The sequence below is a fragment of the Metapseudomonas boanensis genome (assembly GCF_018704125.1).
Taxonomy (GTDB): Bacteria; Pseudomonadota; Gammaproteobacteria; order Pseudomonadales; family Pseudomonadaceae; genus Metapseudomonas; species Metapseudomonas boanensis.
Map to the genome: position 1 here is coordinate 40,098 of NZ_JAGTIS010000006.1, position 17,675 is coordinate 57,772.

Consider the following 17,675-nt stretch of genomic DNA (forward strand, 5'->3'; position numbering starts at 1 on the left):
CCTTTGGACGAAAAAACAAGCATGGCCGGAGGCAAACTCAAGGACGCCACAAGGACTTCCCCCACATGCGCAGGCACTCTTTCTCTAGATCGACAGCAAATGGTTGCCGTCGGAATGCGGAGAGAAACCATGAAGATCGTCGTCATCGGAGGCACTGGCCTCATCGGATCGAAACTTGTGAAGAACCTCCGCGAGCGCGGCCACGACGTGCTCGCAGCCTCTCCCAATACGGGCGTGAACAGCATCACCCGCGTGGGCCTGGCCGAAGCGATGGATGGTGCAGAGATCGTCGTCGACGTGGCGAATGCGCCCTCGTGGGAGGACAAGGCCGTCCTCGAATTTTTCGAAACGTCGGGCCGTAACCTGCTGGCTGCGGAAGCGGCCGCTGGCGTCCGCCATCACGTTGCCTTGTCGATAGTCGGTAGCGAACGGCTTCCCGAGAACGGCTATTTCCGGGCCAAAGTCGCGCAGGAAAACCTCATCAAGGCGTCCGGCATTCCTTACACCATCGTGCGTGCCACGCAGTTTTTCGAGTTTGTCGGCGGCATCGCGCAGTCGGCCACCGTTGGCGAGGAGATTTGCCTGTCGCCGGCGCTGATCCAGCCGATAGCGTCCGAGGACGTGGTGGCGGCACTCGCCGATCTCACACTGGCAATACCGGTCAATGGCACGGTCGAAATCGCCGGTCCCGAGGCCATGCCACTTGACGAGCTGGTCAGGCGCTTTCTGAGGGCAACTCAAGACACGCGCAAGGTCGTGCCGGACGTGCACGCGCGCTACTTCGGCGCCTTGCTCGACGATCAATCGTTGACCCCCGGCAAGAACCCGCGCCTGGGCGTAATCCACTTCGAGGACTGGCTTGGCCAGTCAACAGCGCAAGCGGGGCGCTGAGGCGCCCAAGGACAAACCAGCAAAGCGTCGACCTGCTCCCGGGCCGCGCCTCCACGAAACATATCGACCAAGGAGAGTTGCCATGCTCACTCGCTATCTCTTATCCGCTGTCTTCGCAGCGCTCTCGATCACCACAGCTTCGGCCGGTGACCCGCCCCCAGGCAAGGTGACGGTCGTATTCGATCGCCCCCTTCCGAACGTCCCTGGCAAGAGCATGAAGGGGGTGCTTGTCGAGTACGCGCCGGGCGCCGCGTCGCCGGCCCACATGCATCCGCGCTCTGCCTTCATCTATGCAACGGTCCTTGAGGGTGCGGTCCGCAGCAGCGTCAACGGCACCCCGGAGAGGGTCTACAAGGTCGGCGAAAACTTCGTCGAAGAGCCTGGCTCCTTTCACGGCGTAAGTGCGAACGCCAGTGATACGGAACCTGCACGCCTCTTGGCCGTGTTCGTCCTCGACAGCAACGAAAAGGAACTCGTCACGCCCGCCAAGAAATAGTTGATCTACGCGCTGGTCGACGCTCGGCAGCCCAGGCGACTTCCGCCTGGGCTGCCGGGGTCATTGGCATTGAACAGGACACGAGAAATGAAATCGCTCAGGGGCAAGATCGCCATCGCCACCGGCGCAAGCTCAGAGAACGGTGTCGTAGTGGTGCGGCAAAACAAGAGAAAGATGATCGGCTTGCTGCTGTGTGTAGGCGCAGTCGTGGTTGTGGCTGCCGGGGGGGCCATGGCTCTGTCGAGCGGCGAGGTCTCGACCGACAACGCCTATGTGCGCGGAGACGTCACCTCGCTCGCCGCCAAGGTTGCCGGCTACGTCACGGTGGTGGAGGTGGAGGACAATCAAACCGTCCGGGCGGGCGACGTCCTGTTCCGCATCGATGACCGGGACTATCGCGCACGGCTTGCGCAAGCCGTGGCCAATGTCAGCGCTGCCCAGGCTCGCCTGACCCATGTCGATGCCCAGACCCAGCTTCAGCGGGCCCTGATTCGACAGGCGCAAGCCCAAAGACGTTCGGCCGCAGCCGAGATGAATCTGGCGACCAAGACCCATGATCGTAGCCGCAAACTTATCGTCAGCAACGCGGTCAGCCAAGCCCTGGTCGATGAAACCGGCACGGCACGATCCAGAGCCGAGGCGGTCGTATCGGCAGCATCGGCATCGGTGGAGGCGCAACAGCAACACATTTCTGTCCTGGTGGCCCAGCGAGAAGCTGCCGTTGCTGCTGTGACACAGGCACAAGCCGCCCGCGATCTGGCCCAGATCGATCTCGACAGCACCGTGGTACGCGCGCCTATCGATGGCGTTATCGGTAACCGCCAGGTTCGCATCGGCCGGTTCGTTACGCCGGGCGCTTCCTTGCTCGATATCGTGCCGGTCAATGATGTGTGGGTCGTGGCGAACTTCAAGGAAACCCAGCTCGAACATATCCGCCCCGGTCAGAGCGCGCGCATCACGGTCGACGGCTACCCCGACGGGGCACTTGAAGGTGTGGTCGACAGCTTTGCTCCGGGTAGTGGGTCGGCGTTCAGCTTGCTCCCCACGGATAACGCGACCGGGAACTTCGTGCGTGTCGTGCAGCGCGTTCCGGTAAAGATCCGGCTTGCCCACAATCCTTTACCAGGGCGCATCGTTCCTGGCCTGTCTGCGCGTGTCGAGGTTGCGCAAGGGGGCGGCTCATGAACACGATTGCCACCGCCATGCCGAGCACCGGCAGAGCAACGACCGGCGTCCTTCTCATTGCGGGCATCGTGCTTGCCGCACTGACAGAAGCGATCGCCAGCACAGTTCTGTCTCTCGGACGCAGCGACATCATCGGCGACATCTATGCAACACCTGATGAGTTTGCCTGGTTGGATATCGGCTACACCGCGTTCAAGCTGATCGGGTTCATGACCGCCCCTTGGTTGATGAGCCGCTTCTATCCGCGGCATGTAATCATCGGCTCGACCCTGGTGATGGGCCTGGCGTGCGCTATTGCCGCCATCAGCGCACGGCTGGACCTGCTGGTCGCACTTCGCATTGTTCAGGGCTTCGCCGGCGGCACCCTGCTGGTCGGGGGCCAAGTGGTCATATTTCGCGCCTATCAGCGCGCCCATCAACCCATCCATCAGGCCCTGTTTGCCATGGGGGCCGTTGTTGCGCCTGCGACGATCGCCCCGGCTCTCCAAGGATGGTTGATCGACAGCCAATCCTGGACATGGATTTTCTTCAGCGTTGTTCCGATTGCATTGGCGGCTACCGGACTTCTGCTGATTGCAGACGGTCCAATGCCCATCAAGACCCGGCCCAGTCCGTTTGACTGGATTGGTTTTTCGCTGATCGCTGCCACCCTTTTCTGTTTCACCTATGTTCTCAGCCAGGGCAGTCGATGGGACTGGTTCGAGGAGCCTCACATCCTGTGGCTGAGCGTGATCGGTACAGCCGCCCTGCTGGCATTTCTCGGCCAGCAAGTGTTAGCCAAAGGCCAAGGTATGCTCGACTTCAACCTGTTCAAATCGAGTGATTTTTCCTTCGCCTTTATCGTCAGTTTTGTCGCCGGTGCAGCCTTGTTCGGCAGCGCGTTCCTGATTCTGGCGTTCGCCCTGTCCGTCCTCGCGTTCACGCCTACCGATGCCGGCCAGCTCCTGTTGCCCAGTGGCGCTTTCTTTATCGGTGCGCTCCTCCTTGCTGCCTTTCTCATGCAGGTCCGCCGCGTTCCGCCGTTTGCCACTGTGCCCTTTGGAATCCTGATGATCATGGTGGCGATGTGGATGCTGTCCGGTTCGACCAGCGAAAGCGGCGCCGACGACATGATGGCGGCCATCTTGCTGCGCGGCTTGGGGCTTGGCTTTCTGTTTCTATCGATCACGCTGATCGCTTTCAGCAACCTCAACAGCCGAAATCTCGCCTGTGGAATCGGCCTCTTCAACACCGGTCGCCAGTTGGGTGGCCTGATGGGGGTTGCAGGACTTCAGACACTGATCGACCACAACGTCGTCACCAATGTCGTGGTTCTCGGCACTAATGTCACCGCAGGGGGGACCTCGGTCATCGAGCGGTTGACGACCACGACAGCCATGCTGACGGTGAAAGGGATGGATGCAGCGACCGCTAGCCGGGCAGCGACGAGCCTGCTGGGCCGGCTCGTGTCAGGTCAGTCCAGTGTGATTGCCTTCGACACCGCGTTCAACGCAGTTGCCCTGCTTTTTGTAGCCGCCGCCCCCGTGCTGGTCGGCATCAAGATCGGATTCTCGAAATACGCGAAAGTGCGCGCTGCGCGAGCCGTAGCGTGAGACAGCCCACGCCAACCAGCACTGGATCGGATTCTCCCTACGCGTCCTTCAGGTCACGAGCCCGTAGCACGGCACGGCCGGATGGGCACGATTGCGTGCGGTCACGAAAGGTACGAAGCCGCGGCCAGCGCTCCAGCCAACCGGTCGGCCTGGGGACGGCAGCCAGGTCGTCGAGCATTGGCGTCAAGAGTGCATCTGCAATGCTTTAGCGATCGCCGCAGATAAAGGAACGTTCACCCAACTGTGTATTCCAGAGCTGTTGACGCCCAATTCCAGTGATTGTGACCCATCGGCGCTGGAGGCTCTGACCCACCCAATACAGTGAATGTGATCCACCGCACTGATGATTCTGACCCTGCCCCAGGGCTTTCGGACTTTTCCTATTTACTTGCGACACACCATCCGCAGAGCCTTGGACTAGGTGCCTTGCTCAACACCAGTCTGCTGGTGAGTCGGTGCCTCCATCGTCAATGGAAAGGTGCGCCCTACCCGCGTGGGGCGACTTGTAGAGAGGGAATTCAGTGGCTATCGGATATTTCATTCGTCGCGGCGACAAGACCACCTGTGGTGGCGTTGTGCTGGAAGCAGATCATCGCGTCATGATGTTCGGCATTGCGCATGCTCGCCAGGGGGATCGGGTTTCCTGCGGCAAGGATGGAAAGGTCTACCGGATCATAGGCGGAGTCTCGTTCATCCACAGCCACGGATCTCCGGTGGCGGGCACCCTCGATAGCCTCAGCGGCTGCCCGTGCAGGGCCAGGCTGCTGCCCTCGTTGTTCAGCGCTACCTATCAGTCGGATCGCGGTGAAGCCAAAGCCGCGACAACCATCTCTTCGCCCGCCGTTGCTGCGGTACCGCTTGCCGCACCGCCCTTGAGGACTTCTCCCAAGCCGGCCGCGCACAATCTGCTGGAAGAGGAGGAAGAAGAGGAGGAGCTGGAGGAGGCCGGCATCGTGCTGCGCCTGGGGCTGTTCTTCGACGGCACCGGCAACAACCAGGCCAATAGTGCCGCAACGGCTGGATGCTATGCGGTCAACTTGGGGATGTCGGCAGAGGTCGGCGAGGACATTCGCCAATACTGTGCCGCCTACGGCTATGACGGCCAGGGCGGCACGCCGGACAACAGCTACGGCAACGATGTCAGCAACGTCGCGCGCCTCTATGGCCTCTATCCGGACGACACGCTCGTACAACTGCCACCAGAGGCTGAAGAGGCTTATCTCAAGGTTTATCTCGAAGGCATCGGCACCCGCAGCGGCCTGGGTGACTCTGTTTACAGCCAGGGCAGCGGTCGGGGAGAGACCGGCGTGGTGGCGCGGGTCGAACAGATGCCAGCAGTAGCTCTGAAGCAATTACGGTTGCTACGAGATGCTAACCCCAGCCTCAAGATCCGTCGGATCGAGATCGATTTGTTCGGCTTTAGCCGGGGCGCGGCGGCGGCGCGGCACTGTGCCAATGACCTGCTCAAGGGGCCGAACAGCGTGCTGGCCCGGTCGCTGCCCGCCGGCTCGCCCTTCTTGGTGTCCGGGTTCACCTGGCACCATCGCAGCGACTTTGTCCTCAACTTCATTGGGCTGTTCGACACCGTGGCCGGCATCGTCGCGCTGGGCGAGGGCGATTTCAGCCCGCACAATGCCGACAACCCCGGGCTCCAGTTGCGGCTTGCCCCCGGCATGGCCCGCCAGGTGGTCCAGTTGGTGGCCGGGGATGAGTACCGCCACAACTTCTCCCTGACCCAGGCCGAGCAGGACATCGTACTCCCAGGCTGCCATTCGGACATCGGCGGCGGCTACCTGCCCCTGATGCGGGAGAAGCTGCTGTTGAGCAAGCCGGACAGCAGTGTCGAACTCGACCTGCTCGCCAACGAGCGCAGTACCGCCTTTTCTCGCACCAAACTGCGCTTCAATCAGGAGGCGCGTCACTGGCTGGCCTATGTGCCGCCCGAGGGGCTCGATATCGTCACCTGGGCGGTACCCGCCCAGCACCGAGCGCGGGACACCCTGGCCGAAAAGCGCGTGTACGCCGCCATCGCCAGCGAGCGTGAGGTGCGCGGCGAACTGTCGCTGGTATACCTGCGCATCATGCGGGAGCTGGCGGTGCGCGCTGGGGTGGCATATAGAGCAGTGCCGAACACTCAGGCTTTCGCCTTGCCCGCCGAGCTGCAACCTATCGCTGCCAAACTCCAGACCTTTGCCCTGCGCGAAGCGTTCTCGCCGCTGACCGCTGAGGAAGCCGCCCTGCTGCGCCGCCGCTACATCCATCTCTCGGCCCACTGGAATGCCGCCAAAGGCTGGAACAACAGCGCGCTGGATGTCGTCTTCATTAACCGCCCGGCTGCGGGCATGCAGCGCAAGGAGCATCCCAATGACTAAGTTCCGAGCCGCAGTGTGGTTGGGGCTGCTGCTATGGCTGGCTGGCTGTGCCAACGGTGCCCATCGGCTGCCGTATGATTCGTGGCGACTGGGCTTCGGCACCCCAAATTATATGGAGGTATGGATCGAGACCGCCGACGCGGTGGACGTGCAGGATCGCGTGTTTCGCCGCGCCATGAGCGGGATTGCCTCGACCCAGAGTCCGAAAAACCTCAAAAGCGATCCTCGCGGTTGGCCGGAGAGGCCAGGGGCCGGCGCGGGTAAGCAGGTACTGGGGGCCGACCTGCCACGGCTGATTTATGTGCGCTGGCAGTCGCTGGCCGAGCCGCAGACCTACGGGGCCTATCTCGTTATTCCCGAGGCCACCCGGCAGGCGATGCTGAAGGGAGAAAAGGCATTCTGCCAAGCCGACGCCAAGTGGATCACTGGCTATCGCGATGTGCTGACGGTTGGACTCGCGCCTGGAGGCATCGCCAGGGTCTGGCTCATGGGGGCTTGTCTGTCTGCTATCGACGTGGCGCGGGTGCAGGGTACTGTCGTGAGGGAAGGCCCGGATGGAGGCCAGAGCGGCGGCCAATATGCCTTGCCATTGGAGCCGGAGTCCAAAGCCTATATCGAGAAGTTCGGGATTCCCTATGGTTCCTGGTGAGCCCATACCCCTATGGGCTCAGTTGCTGGCCCGATCCAAAAGTAATGATTGATCGCTCATCAATCCTATAGCGAGCGCAATCGTGAGCTGCGCCCGCTGGTTGGATCAAGCGCCCGAGATGATGCGAATCCGCCGCCAAACGGCCGAGCACCCGTTCAGCACGCTGAAGTCCTGGATGGGCGCCGCCCACTTCCTCACGAGAACGCTCGACCGGGTGAGTACCGAGATGAGCCTGCATGTGCTCGCCTACAATCTCAAGCGCGTATTGAGCTTGCTAGGTAGCGTGATGGCCGCGATGAAGGCCTGAGGCTTGCTTTAGGAGTCCTGTTCCCTCTCAACAGGCGCGCCGAAGCCGGAAGTGTTCATAACAACCAGAATCACAAATTGCGCCTGATTGCGTCTCCCACGGCCTCTTGGTACTAAGAAAATCACTCAGCAGTCGATCGCTATCGCTTGGTGGGTTTTTACACGGTCTGGGCCTATAGAGGCCGGAGCAGAAGAATAAATCTGCCCCATTATTTCTAAATCGGTGTCCGGAATCAGTAGACCACTACAAGCCAATGCTTTCGCCTGGTCGTCAACGAGCACACTCGTTACAACGATCTTCATGGTTCTCTCCTCCATCTTGATGGGGGCGTCCAACCCTCGAGCATGTTGGGAGCACTTTCGGCGAGCGTAATACTCGAAAGGCTGGGCTAACACCTGCCGCTTGTTCGGGAGTGAAAACGGTCCCAGATTGTTACTATCGCGTTGATAGCAGCAACTCCCGTGGTTCAGAGCGGCCTGGTCGTGAAGGCAGCATTGAGTTGAGAAGCAGCGAAGGTAGTTGGATCAGCGATAGCAATGCTTTCGTCAGGAGGAGCCATGTCTCCAGCGGACTACGACAGGCTTGATGGGGTCGCACTTGCCTCCATGCTACGCGGCGGAGAAATCTCTCCGTTCGAACTGATGAGCATCGCTGTGAAGCTCGCTCAGGAGAGGGCGATGCCTTTGAATGCGCTGTGCTCCCAGCGCTTTGAAGAATCCCTGAAGATCGCAAAGACGGCGCATTTGACCGGGCCATTTGGAGCCCTGCCTTTTCTGCTCAAGGACTCTGGCCTTCCATCCAGGCATTTGCCTGCATCGTTGGGATCGCGGCTATTCCGCGATACGCCATTCACCTTTGATGGCACCCTGGTGGAGCGGTTCGAGGCCGCCGGCTTTCTCAGTTTCGCCAGGACGACGGTTCCCGAGCTCTGCATGGCGCCCACGACTGAAGCAGTCGTGTACGGCGGCCCAACGCTGAATCCCTGGGATCCGACCCGATCCCCTGGCGGTTCCAGCGGCGGCGCGGCGGTAGCCGTCGCGTTGGGCGTCGTACCCATTGCGCATGGAAGCGACGGCGGCGGATCCATCCGTATCCCGGCGTCTTGCTGCGGTGTATTCGGCTTGAAGCCATCACGTGGACTTCTGCCGATGGGCCCCGCACGCGGGGAGGGCTGGGGAGGCCTCGCCACGGACGGCGTGATTACCCGGACGGTCAGGGATACGGCCGCCGTTCTCGATGCGATCAAGGGCCCTGATCCCGGGGCGCCGTACGCGGCGCCGCCAACTCCAGCCTCGTACCTGGCGAGTCTGGATAGACCTTTCGATCGACCGCTCCGCGTGGCCAAATGGGTGTCGGCGTGGAACGATATCAACGTCGACCCTGACTGTCTGGCTGCCGTGGATAGGGCTGAACAATTACTGGTTCAGAACGACCACGAGGTCGTCGAGGTCAACCCGCCTGAAATCGATTTCGAGGGGTTTGTAGACTCACTTATCAACGTGATTGCTGCCAATGCGGTCATTTCCGTCGATACCGTAGTCAAAAGTCAGCGGATTGATCATTGGGGCAGACTTCTGGAGCCTGCAATCCTGGATGCCTACCAATACGGCAAGGCACTTCGCGCTACGGATTACATTGCAGCGATTGCGCGCTTTCATCAGATATCGCGTGTGATGGAACAGTACATGCTCGGCTTTGACCTGGTGTTGACTCCAACGCTCACGCAACTCCCCGTCAAGTTGGGAACCCTGTCGATGAACGAGGACTTCAGAACGTTCAGGCTGAAGGCGGCGAGGTTCACGATGTTCCTGGCGATCATCAATGCCTCCGGCCAGCCGGCAGCCAACGTACCGCTGTACTGGAATGAGCAGGGAATTCCAGTCGGCATTCAGCTGATCGGGCGCTTCGGTGATGAGGACACGATTCTCAGGGCTAGCGCTGCATTGGAGAGAACATCATCCTGGTTCAGGCGGTACGCGCAGTTGATTACTGACGATTGACGAGTTCCACTGTCTGCTTCTGGCAGCCGAAAGCGGACATCGTGGTGCACTAGATATAAAAAGCCGCCAGTGTGGCAGCGGCGAGGTCTCAGGCTTTTGGCCTTCGACCAAGTCACATCTGTCTGGGGTTTCCCGGCACGTGGGCATTTCGACGCCGGGAGGGACCGCAAATCGCAATCACGATCTGCGGGTGCGAACAGCGTCGGCACAATCAGCCCGACACAAAATTGGTAAGCGACGCTGCTCGTACTCTTTGGGCGAGGGACAGCGGCTCTTGCACCTGCATTTCGATTTCATCGTCAGCGCTGCGACCTCATCGGGCTTGTGGCGAGATCACGAGGACATTGTCGAGGCCATCGCTGCGCGAGACGCGGATGCCGCCGAGAATGCAGCGCACGAGCACACCATGCTGTTCCAGCGCCGCTTCCTCGACTTTATGCAGCAGAACCTGACGGCCCAGATGCGGATTTCGTAGGGCTATGGGATCCGGGTTCTCACGCCAAGGCAGGGACTGGGTTATCTCAACTGTCTCGAGCAGATGTAAGTTGTGTTTGCCCAGATCAATGCCTACCTGTGCGTCTGGATTCATGGCGATGGTCTCCAAGATACAAGGCCCTGCGAGAGCGTAGCCTTGGGCGTGGGCAGGGGGGACCGCCCATTACGTTGGCATCGACCTTGCTGTGATTTGATGGATGCAGACTCAGCAGGGGCGGCCCATGAAGCGTTTATCCGCAGAGAGCATCGAGGCCAAAGCATGTTGCTTCCCGAGAGCCTGGATGACTACGTCGCGGACACCAATCCGGTGCGAGTGGTCGATGTGTTCGTCGACGAATTCGACCTTGGTCGGCTGGGTCTCGGCGGAATGGTCCCCGCCGAAACTGGTCGCCCCGCTAACCACCTCGCCGTTCTGTTGAAAATTTGCATCTACGGCCACCTCAATTGGATCCAGTCCAGCCGTCGCATCGAACGCCAGGCGCCATGCAACATCGAGTTGATGTGGCTGGACGCCCACTCACGGTTGACTCTGGTTCGCACCTTAAGTCAGGGAGTCGATATGCCGAAGTGAGTGGGAGTCCATGAACGGACGTAGCTGCCTCCCTTCTTGCTTAAGTGAACATGCTGCAGAAGCTTATTCACGCCATCGCTTGAGTAGCATCTCGATAAAGAGCTCTGCGGTGCTCGACAGCGGTTCGCCATCCCGACGCACCAGACCGATAGTGCGCTCAATGTGAGGCGGAGGTAGGTCCCGGGAGCAGAGGTTTTCATGCTCGGCATCGGGCATTGCCATACGCGGCAAAATTGCTACACCAAGACCGCATTCGACCAGACCAAGTGAGGTGGACAGATGCTGCACTTCATAAAAGCCGTTGAGACGAATTCCGTGGCCGGATAGGGCGCTGTCAAGCAACATGCGGTTGCCGCTGTCCCGGCTGACAGTGATGAGTCGCACTCCCTGCAAATCTTGCCAACTCACTTCAGGCAGCGCGGCGAGAGGATGGTCGCTGCGCATGGCAAGCACGAAAGGGTCACGAAGGAGCGGCGTGAAGCTCACGTCCGGATGCTGGGCGCTGATCATGTTGATGCCAAAGTCGGCGTCACCGCTTACCACCCGCTCAAGGCCTTCATTGGCGCTGACGTCAAGGATTCGGATCCGTATGCCTGGATACGCCTCATTGAAGACTCGAATCACGCTGGGCAGGAAGTAGAACGCCGCAGTCGGGATGCACGCGATGGTGACCGTACCTTTTTGATGGGTCTTGAGTTCTCGGATGCCCTGGAGGGAAGACTCGTAGTCTTCCAACATGCGCCGGGCGCGGGGCAGGTATTCCTTGCCTACTTCGGTTAGCCAGGTGCGTCGGGTGGTGCGCTCAAGCAGTTTGGCGCCAAGGGTTTCTTCCAGTTTCTGAAGCCGGCGGGAGAGCGCAGGCTGTGACAAATGGAGTGCCTGGGCGGCTTCCTGAAAGGACTGGGATTCAGCAACTCGTACAAAGGTTGCGAGGTCCAGAAATTCTATTCTATGCATGGAAATACTCGCTTGGCGTTGATTTGCGCATTAATGCTTGGATTCTATCAGTCGGACATGATATTTGCATTTGAAGCATTAAAAGGGTGCTGACAAGCTGTAGCCATCGTTGGATCGGTCACGGGTTAGACCAAAATGATGAACAGCATCCCCTGCATGATTATGCGTGGCGGCACCTCACGCGGCCCCTTCATTCACATGGCCGATCTGCCTGAATCGCAGGAAGCACGAGCCCAGGTACTACTCGATCTCATGGGTTCCGGCCATCCTCTTCAGGTCGATGGCATTGGCGGTGGTAACTCCCTCACCAGCAAGGTGGCCATCGTTGGCCGCTCCGATCGCCCTGATGCGGACGTGGACTACCTCTTCGCGCAAGTAGACGTAACCGAGCGCCGCGTCGATTTCTCTCCAAACTGCGGCAACATGCTCTCTGCCGTTGGCCCGTTCGCGATCGAGACCAGTCTGGTCGCGGCGACCTACGGGGAGACCCGGGTGCGGGTGTTCAATATCAACACTCAGCGCATCATCGAGTGCTTCGTACCGACTCCGCGGGGCCGAGTGGAATACGAGGGTGACACCTGTATCAGTGGAGTACCCGGTTCTGCAGCGGGTATCCGCCTGAGCTTTCTTGATGTCGCCGGAGCCAAGACTGGTGCGCTGCTGCCTACTGGCCAAGCCGTTGAGCAGATTGAAGGTGTTGAAGTTACTTGCCTGGATGCCGCTACTCCCACGGTGATTATTCGTGCCAGCGACCTCGGTGTTGATGGGCATGCCGAACCGGCTCTGCTGGATGCCAACAGCACCATGCTGGAGCGCCTGGAGCGCATCCGCTGCGAAGCTGGTCGCCGCATGGGCATGGGAGATGTCAGTCAGTCCGTGTTGCCCAAACCGATTCTGCTGTCACCGGCCGTCAATGGTGAGGCGACGGTTTGCGCCCGTTACTTCGTGCCGCAGCGCTGCCATAAGGCACTGGCGGTTACCGGCGCCATTGCTCTCGGAGCAGCGGTGAATGTCCCCGGCAGCGTAGCCCAGCGCATTGTCCAGGAAAGCGGCCGTCTGGAAGCCGGAGGCACTCTGGAGTCGATCCGAATCGAGCATCCATCCGGTCATCTGGACCTGCGGGTTGAGTTGCGAAATGGCAACCCGATGGACATCGCGCGAGTTTCGCTAATAAGGACCGCCCGCAAGATCATGGATGGCCGCCTCTACTACCGCATGCCTGAAGCAATCCACTGAACGCATTCAACTGACACGCGTCTCGTAACGCCCCGACAACAATCACAAGACGGGTAACTGATATGAAACTTCTGATCCCACTCTGCTTGCATCACCGCTGCGCCGCTACCGGCCACCTACGCTCGTCGTGAGGTTGGGCGGGGCGCTTGCACGCCCTGGCGATTAGCGGCTTCATGTGCGGCGGCTCGTACGCCCAAATGGAGCTGGAACCCATAATTACAAGAGTCCAACGCCATGCTTTCTCTGCTCGGTTTGTCCATGGTGGTCGTGTTCACCTATCTGATCATGACCAAACGCCTGTCCCCGGTAGTGGCCCTGACAGTGGTGCCCATCGTCTTCGCCCTGATCGGCGGCTTCGCGCCGGAGCTCGGCAAGATGATGCTCGACGGCCTGAAGACGGTGGCGCCCTCGGCAGCGCTTTTGCTTTTCGCCATCCTGTTCTTCGGCATCATGATCGACTCCGGGCTGTTCGACCCGTTGATCCGCCGCATCCTGCAGACCGTCAACGGTAATCCGGTGAAGATCGCCATGGGCACCGCCGTGCTGTCGCTGCTGGTGGCCCTCGACGGTGACGGTACCACCACCTACATGATCACCGTGGCCGCCATGCTGCCGCTATACAAGCGCATCGGTATGAACCCGCTGATCCTCGCCTGCATATCCATGCTGTCGCTGAGCATCATGAGCGGCATGAGCCCCTGGGGCGGTCCGGCCACCCGTGCAATCGCCGTACTCGGGCTGGACGCCAGCGAGTACTTCATTCCGATGCTCCCGACTATGGCGGGCGGGGCTCTTTGGGTGGTGTTCACCGCCTACATTCTGGGGCGAAAAGAACTGAAACGGATCGGCAACACCCACCTGAAAACCGGCGGTGACGACTGCTACATCAAGGCCATCCTGGCCGATAACCCGAACAAGCGACCGAAGCTGATCTGGCTGAACCTGCTGCTGGTAATCGCGGTAATGGTCGCTCTGGTGGCAGGGCTGATGAACGCGGCGGTGCTGTTCATGCTCGGCTTCGTCGTGGCCTTGATGATCAACTACCCGCAGCTGGACCTTCAGAAGGAACGGATCCTCGCCCACTCGGGCAACGCCATGACCGTGGTGCTGCTGGTGTTCGCCGCCGGGGTATTCGCCGGCATATTCTCCGGCACCAAGATGGTGGATTCCCTGGCCAACTCCCTGGTAGAGATGATCCCGACCTCATGGGGCAGCTTTTTCCCGCTGGTGGTGGCCATCACCAGCATGCCGCTGACCTTCGTGCTGTCCAATGACGCCTACTACTTCGGCATGGTACCCATCCTCGCCCAGGCGGCCGCCGCCTACGGTATCGACCCGGTAGAAATCGCCCGTGCGTCCATCCTTGGCCAACCGGTGCACCTGATGAGCCCGCTGGTGGCCTCCACCCTGCTGCTTGTGGGAATGGTCGATCGCGATATCGGTGACTTCCAGCGCTTCACCTACAAGTGGGCGATCCTGACTTCCCTGGTCATCACCGTGCTGGCCCTCCTGACCGGCGCCATCAGCCTGTTCGCTTGACTTCGTAGCCCGTCACTCGGGCGCCCCCTGACCAACTTCTGCTGCGGGCCACCTGAATGGCCTGCGGGCCGGGTTCGCCCGGAAAGACTTAGAGGTGAAGATCATGTCCGCATTAGCGCGCCACTTGCCCGGCGCATCCTTGGCCTGTCTGGCCGCCTGCATTGCTCCTGATGTTGGGGCCGCAGGGTTCTTCGACGACAGCAAGGCAACATTGCAATTGCGCAACATCTACTTCAACGACGACTTCAAGGACGAGTCGGGCATGTCCGCTCGCGCTGCCGCCAGCGCACAGTCCAAGCGCGAGGAATGGGCACAAGGGTTCCTGCTCGATGCTCAATCCGGCTACACCGAAGGGAAGGTGGGATTTGGCCTCGATGCGTTGGGATTGCTTGGCGTGAAACTGGACTCCGGCCGCGGCCGAGCTGGTACCAACCTGCTGCCCGTGCATGGCGACGGCCGTGCCGCCGACGATTTTTCCAGCTTGGGACTCACCGCCAAAGCGCGCTTCTCCGGTACCACACTCAAGCACGGCACGCATCAGCCCAAGCTGCCGGTTCTGGTCCGCAACGATGCGCGCCTGCTGCCGCAGACCTTCGAAGGCACCCAGGTCACCAGCACCGAAATTGCCGACCTTAGCCTCACCGGTGGTTACTTCGATGAATTCCGCATGCGCGATTCCAGTGGCAACCATTCGATCACTGCCGATGGTTACGCAGGCGACGACGGTGAGGGGTTCTGGTTTGCCGGTGCCGACTACAAAGCTCGCAGGACGCTGACGCTCAGTTACTACTACGGCGAGCTGGAGGAGTTTTACCAACAGCACTATGTCGGTTTGGTGCACAGCCTTGCGCTCGGTGCAGGCACCTTGCTCAGCGACTTGCGCTACTTCCACAGCCAGGATGCGGGAGAGGCGCGCAATGGCGAACTGGACAACGACATGTACAGCGGACTGCTGACCTACACCCGGAAGGGCCATGCTGTGAGCGCAGGCTACCAGCAACTGAATGGCGAAGGCGGCCTCCCATTCGTCAACGGCGCCACGGTGTACAGCTTTAGCAACGCCGGTGTTGGCAAGTTCGTCGAGGAGGACGAGCGCACCTGGATGCTCGGTTACGCGTACGACTTTGCGGCCATCGGGGCGCCCGGACTGACTGCTGGCGTTCGCTATTTCAAAGGCCAGGATGGCACGACCGAACTGCGTGGCAGCGAAGTGAACGCCCACGAGTGGGAGCGGGATATTGATCTTGCCTACGTGGTGCAGCAGGGGGCTCTCAAGGGGCTTGGTGTGAAGCTGCGCAACATCGCCTATCGCTCCAGCTACAGCCGGGGCCGCGACAACAATCGCCTGTATTTCACCTACGACATCGTGCTCTGGTAGGTCCCGAATGCGGGTTTACCAGCCCGAAGTGGCGCTTAGAAGAGCGGGCGCCGCGCCCGTGTGCTCACAAGGCGCGCGGGCCCTTCTTTCTCAAACCACGCTTTCCGACCTGCCGTCTCGACTAACCGTCGCGCCAGCAGAGGTTCCGGAGCCGGGGGCTTTGCCCCTGGCATTTTTTTATCGATAGCGGAGACACGGACTTATGGAGTGGCTGAGTGACCCAGTTTTCTGGATGGCGCTGATGCAGATTATCGCCATCGACATCTTGCTGGGTGGTGATAATGCCGTGGTCATCGCACTGGCCTGTCGGCACCTGCCCGAGGAACAACGACGCCAGGCCATCGTCGGTGGCGTGGCAGGGGCGATCTTGTTGCGCATCGCATTGCTGTTCTTCGCCATGCAACTGCTGGCCCTGCCGTACCTGAAGCTGGTGGGGGCGGCGCTGTTGCTGTGGATCGGCATCAAGCTGTTGTTGCCTGAACCGGAGGAAGCCCATGAGGTGAAGGCCGGGGCGAGCTTTCTTGCGGCGATCAAGACCATCATCGTCGCTGATGCAGTGATGAGTCTGGACAACGTGCTTGCCGTGGCCGGCGCCGCGGGCGGCAACCTGTTCCTGGTCAGTCTGGGTGTGCTGATCAGCATCCCCATAATCGTCTGGGGCAGCCAACTGGTGCTCAAGCTGATGGATCGTTTCCCGCAGGTTGTACCGCTGGGTGGTGGCTTACTGGGCTGGATTGCCGGAGGTATGGCTGTAACCGACATCGCCGTGGCGAGCTGGGTTTCGAACGATGTCTGGTCGAAGCACCTGGCTGCAGCTTGTGGCGCTGCCCTGGTGATGGGCGTAGGTCTATTGCTGCGTGCGCGAACATCAGCGCTGGCCAATTAGTCAGACGGCGCGCCTGCTGGATCTCGGTGCTAGCCAGGTATGGAGTGGGATCCAAGCTGCAGTAGTGCTAGCAATCCGGCTACCATCCTGCCCTCTACCCATCGCCGAGGTCCTGTATGGAACTGCGTCAGCTGCGTTACTACCTCAGTGTACTGGAACATGGCAGTCTGGGACGCGCAGCGCTGGAATTGGGGATTGGCACCTCGGCCCTGAGCCAACAGATCAGCAAGCTGGAGAGCGAACTCTCCACGCGGCTGCTGAACCGCACCACTACAGGTGTCTCCCCAACTGCGGCTGGCCTTGCCTTCGAACACCATGCACGCCTTACCCTGCGTCAAGCAGAGCACGCCGTACTAGCAGCCCAGAGTGGCCGTATGAGCGGCTATACCAGCGTCGGCCTGGCACCGACTACAGCTTCGGTCCTTGCATTGCCGCTGATTGCCGCCATGCGTGAGCGCTATCCGCAGGTGCGCCTGCATCTGGTCGAGATGCTATCGGGGTACCTGGTTAGCCAGTTAAACGCGCGTCATCTGGACTTGGCGGTACTGTTCCAGTCAGAAGTGGGGCCTCGCCTAAGTATTCGCCCGCTGCTGCAGGAGCGCCTGTTCGTCATTGTGCCGCCCAAACTGGTTCGACCCGAATGGGGTGAGGAGCTGTCATTGGCTGAACTCGATGAGTTGCCGTTGGTATTGCCCAGCCAACAGCACGGCCTGCGTACCACGCTCAATGCCGCTTTCGAACGTATCGGACATGAGCCGCGGGTAATCATGGAGATTGATGGCCTGTCACTATTGATGGATGCGGTTATCGCTGGTCACGCTGCGACGATTCAGCCTGGTGCAACGGTGGCGCGTTCGTTGCACGCGGGTCTCAGGGTTCTCCCGATTGCTGACGTGGACGCAGAGCGACGCAATCTGCTGGCCAGTTTGTCGGACGATGAGCTGTCCCCGGCGGCCCTGGCCACTCGTATTGTCCTCCTGGATGTGGCTCGTGATCTGGTCACGCGTGGCCAATGGCCGGGCGCACGGCTTTTGTGTTCGTAGATCTTTAGAAAAACTAAATACCTGCGCAGCCGCAGCGCGTTTCGGGCCAAACGCCCCCGCTCTAAAGTCCTCGCCATT

General features: G+C 60.4%; 15 protein-coding genes and 2 pseudogenes. 15 read left to right on the forward strand and 2 right to left on the reverse strand.

Annotated elements, in window-relative coordinates; genetic code table 11:
- The first annotated feature begins 129 nt into the window (after nucleotides 1-129).
- The 7 genes and pseudogenes from J7302_RS12810 to J7302_RS12840 form a co-directional block, all read left to right on the forward strand.
- A complete protein-coding gene (locus J7302_RS12810) occupies nucleotides 130-891 on the forward strand; it encodes an SDR family oxidoreductase (protein ID WP_215374924.1) in 762 nt (253 codons plus the stop codon).
- 82 nt (nucleotides 892-973) lie between these two features.
- Nucleotides 974-1,387 carry a cupin domain-containing protein gene (locus J7302_RS12815; RefSeq protein ID WP_215374927.1) on the forward strand — a complete coding sequence of 138 codons (414 nt, stop codon included), beginning with the start codon at nucleotides 974-976 and terminating at the stop codon, nucleotides 1,385-1,387.
- Nucleotides 1,388-1,474: 87 nt separating this feature from the next.
- Nucleotides 1,475-2,572 (forward strand): HlyD family secretion protein, encoded by a 1,098-nt coding sequence (locus J7302_RS12820; RefSeq protein WP_215374931.1) that lies wholly within the window; start codon nucleotides 1,475-1,477, stop codon nucleotides 2,570-2,572.
- Nucleotides 2,569-4,164, forward strand: a complete 1,596-nt coding sequence (locus J7302_RS12825; protein WP_215374934.1) for an MFS transporter — start codon at nucleotides 2,569-2,571, stop codon at nucleotides 4,162-4,164. Before J7302_RS12820 ends, J7302_RS12825 begins: the two co-directional genes overlap by 4 nt.
- Before the next feature lie 521 nt (nucleotides 4,165-4,685).
- On the forward strand, nucleotides 4,686-6,536 hold the full coding sequence (locus tag J7302_RS12830) for a PAAR domain-containing protein (protein WP_215374937.1): 1,851 nt from the start codon (nucleotides 4,686-4,688) through the stop codon (nucleotides 6,534-6,536).
- Entirely contained in the window at nucleotides 6,529-7,185 is a 657-nt protein-coding gene (locus J7302_RS12835; protein ID WP_215374941.1) for a DUF2931 family protein, read from the forward strand. The genes J7302_RS12830 and J7302_RS12835 overlap by 8 nt, the downstream gene beginning before the upstream one ends.
- A gap of 100 nt (nucleotides 7,186-7,285) precedes the next feature.
- Nucleotides 7,286-7,492: pseudogene (locus tag J7302_RS12840) on the forward strand (transposase); the annotation flags it as partial.
- A 125-nt stretch (nucleotides 7,493-7,617) separates the two neighbouring features.
- Here the strand turns inward: J7302_RS12840 and J7302_RS12845 are convergent.
- Nucleotides 7,618-7,794 carry a hypothetical protein gene (locus J7302_RS12845; RefSeq protein ID WP_215374944.1) on the reverse strand — a complete coding sequence of 59 codons (177 nt, stop codon included), beginning with the start codon at nucleotides 7,792-7,794 and terminating at the stop codon, nucleotides 7,618-7,620.
- Between the two features lie 255 nt (nucleotides 7,795-8,049).
- Here J7302_RS12845 and J7302_RS12850 point away from each other — a divergent pair, with 255 nt between their 5' ends.
- The 3 genes and pseudogenes from J7302_RS12850 to J7302_RS12860 form a co-directional block, all read left to right on the forward strand.
- Nucleotides 8,050-9,492, forward strand: a complete 1,443-nt coding sequence (locus J7302_RS12850; RefSeq protein ID WP_215374948.1) for an amidase — start codon at nucleotides 8,050-8,052, stop codon at nucleotides 9,490-9,492.
- A 190-nt stretch (nucleotides 9,493-9,682) separates the two neighbouring features.
- Nucleotides 9,683-9,967, forward strand: a complete 285-nt coding sequence (locus tag J7302_RS26960; protein ID WP_349814448.1) for an FCD domain-containing protein — start codon at nucleotides 9,683-9,685, stop codon at nucleotides 9,965-9,967.
- A gap of 213 nt (nucleotides 9,968-10,180) precedes the next feature.
- Nucleotides 10,181-10,495 (forward strand): annotated as a pseudogene (locus J7302_RS12860) (transposase); the annotation flags it as partial.
- A 126-nt stretch (nucleotides 10,496-10,621) separates the two neighbouring features.
- Here the strand turns inward: J7302_RS12860 and J7302_RS12865 are convergent.
- Entirely contained in the window at nucleotides 10,622-11,515 is an 894-nt protein-coding gene (locus J7302_RS12865) for a LysR family transcriptional regulator (protein WP_215374952.1), read from the reverse strand.
- A 138-nt stretch (nucleotides 11,516-11,653) separates the two neighbouring features.
- On the opposite strand from J7302_RS12865, the gene J7302_RS12870 reads away from it, so the two are divergent.
- The 5 genes from J7302_RS12870 to J7302_RS12890 all read left to right on the forward strand — a co-directional run bounded on the left by J7302_RS12870 (nucleotide 11,654) and on the right by J7302_RS12890 (nucleotide 17,597).
- A complete protein-coding gene (locus J7302_RS12870; RefSeq protein WP_215374955.1) occupies nucleotides 11,654-12,751 on the forward strand; it encodes a 4-oxalomesaconate tautomerase in 1,098 nt (365 codons plus the stop codon).
- Between the two features lie 234 nt (nucleotides 12,752-12,985).
- A complete protein-coding gene (locus J7302_RS12875) occupies nucleotides 12,986-14,290 on the forward strand; it encodes a CitMHS family transporter (protein ID WP_215374958.1) in 1,305 nt (434 codons plus the stop codon).
- Nucleotides 14,291-14,393: 103 nt separating this feature from the next.
- A complete protein-coding gene (locus tag J7302_RS12880; protein ID WP_215374961.1) occupies nucleotides 14,394-15,668 on the forward strand; it encodes an OprD family porin in 1,275 nt (424 codons plus the stop codon).
- 202 nt (nucleotides 15,669-15,870) lie between these two features.
- Nucleotides 15,871-16,554 carry a TerC family protein gene (locus J7302_RS12885; RefSeq protein WP_215374964.1) on the forward strand — a complete coding sequence of 228 codons (684 nt, stop codon included), beginning with the start codon at nucleotides 15,871-15,873 and terminating at the stop codon, nucleotides 16,552-16,554.
- 116 nt (nucleotides 16,555-16,670) lie between these two features.
- A complete protein-coding gene (locus J7302_RS12890; RefSeq protein ID WP_215374967.1) occupies nucleotides 16,671-17,597 on the forward strand; it encodes a LysR family transcriptional regulator in 927 nt (308 codons plus the stop codon).
- Nucleotides 17,598-17,675 lie beyond the last annotated feature (78 nt).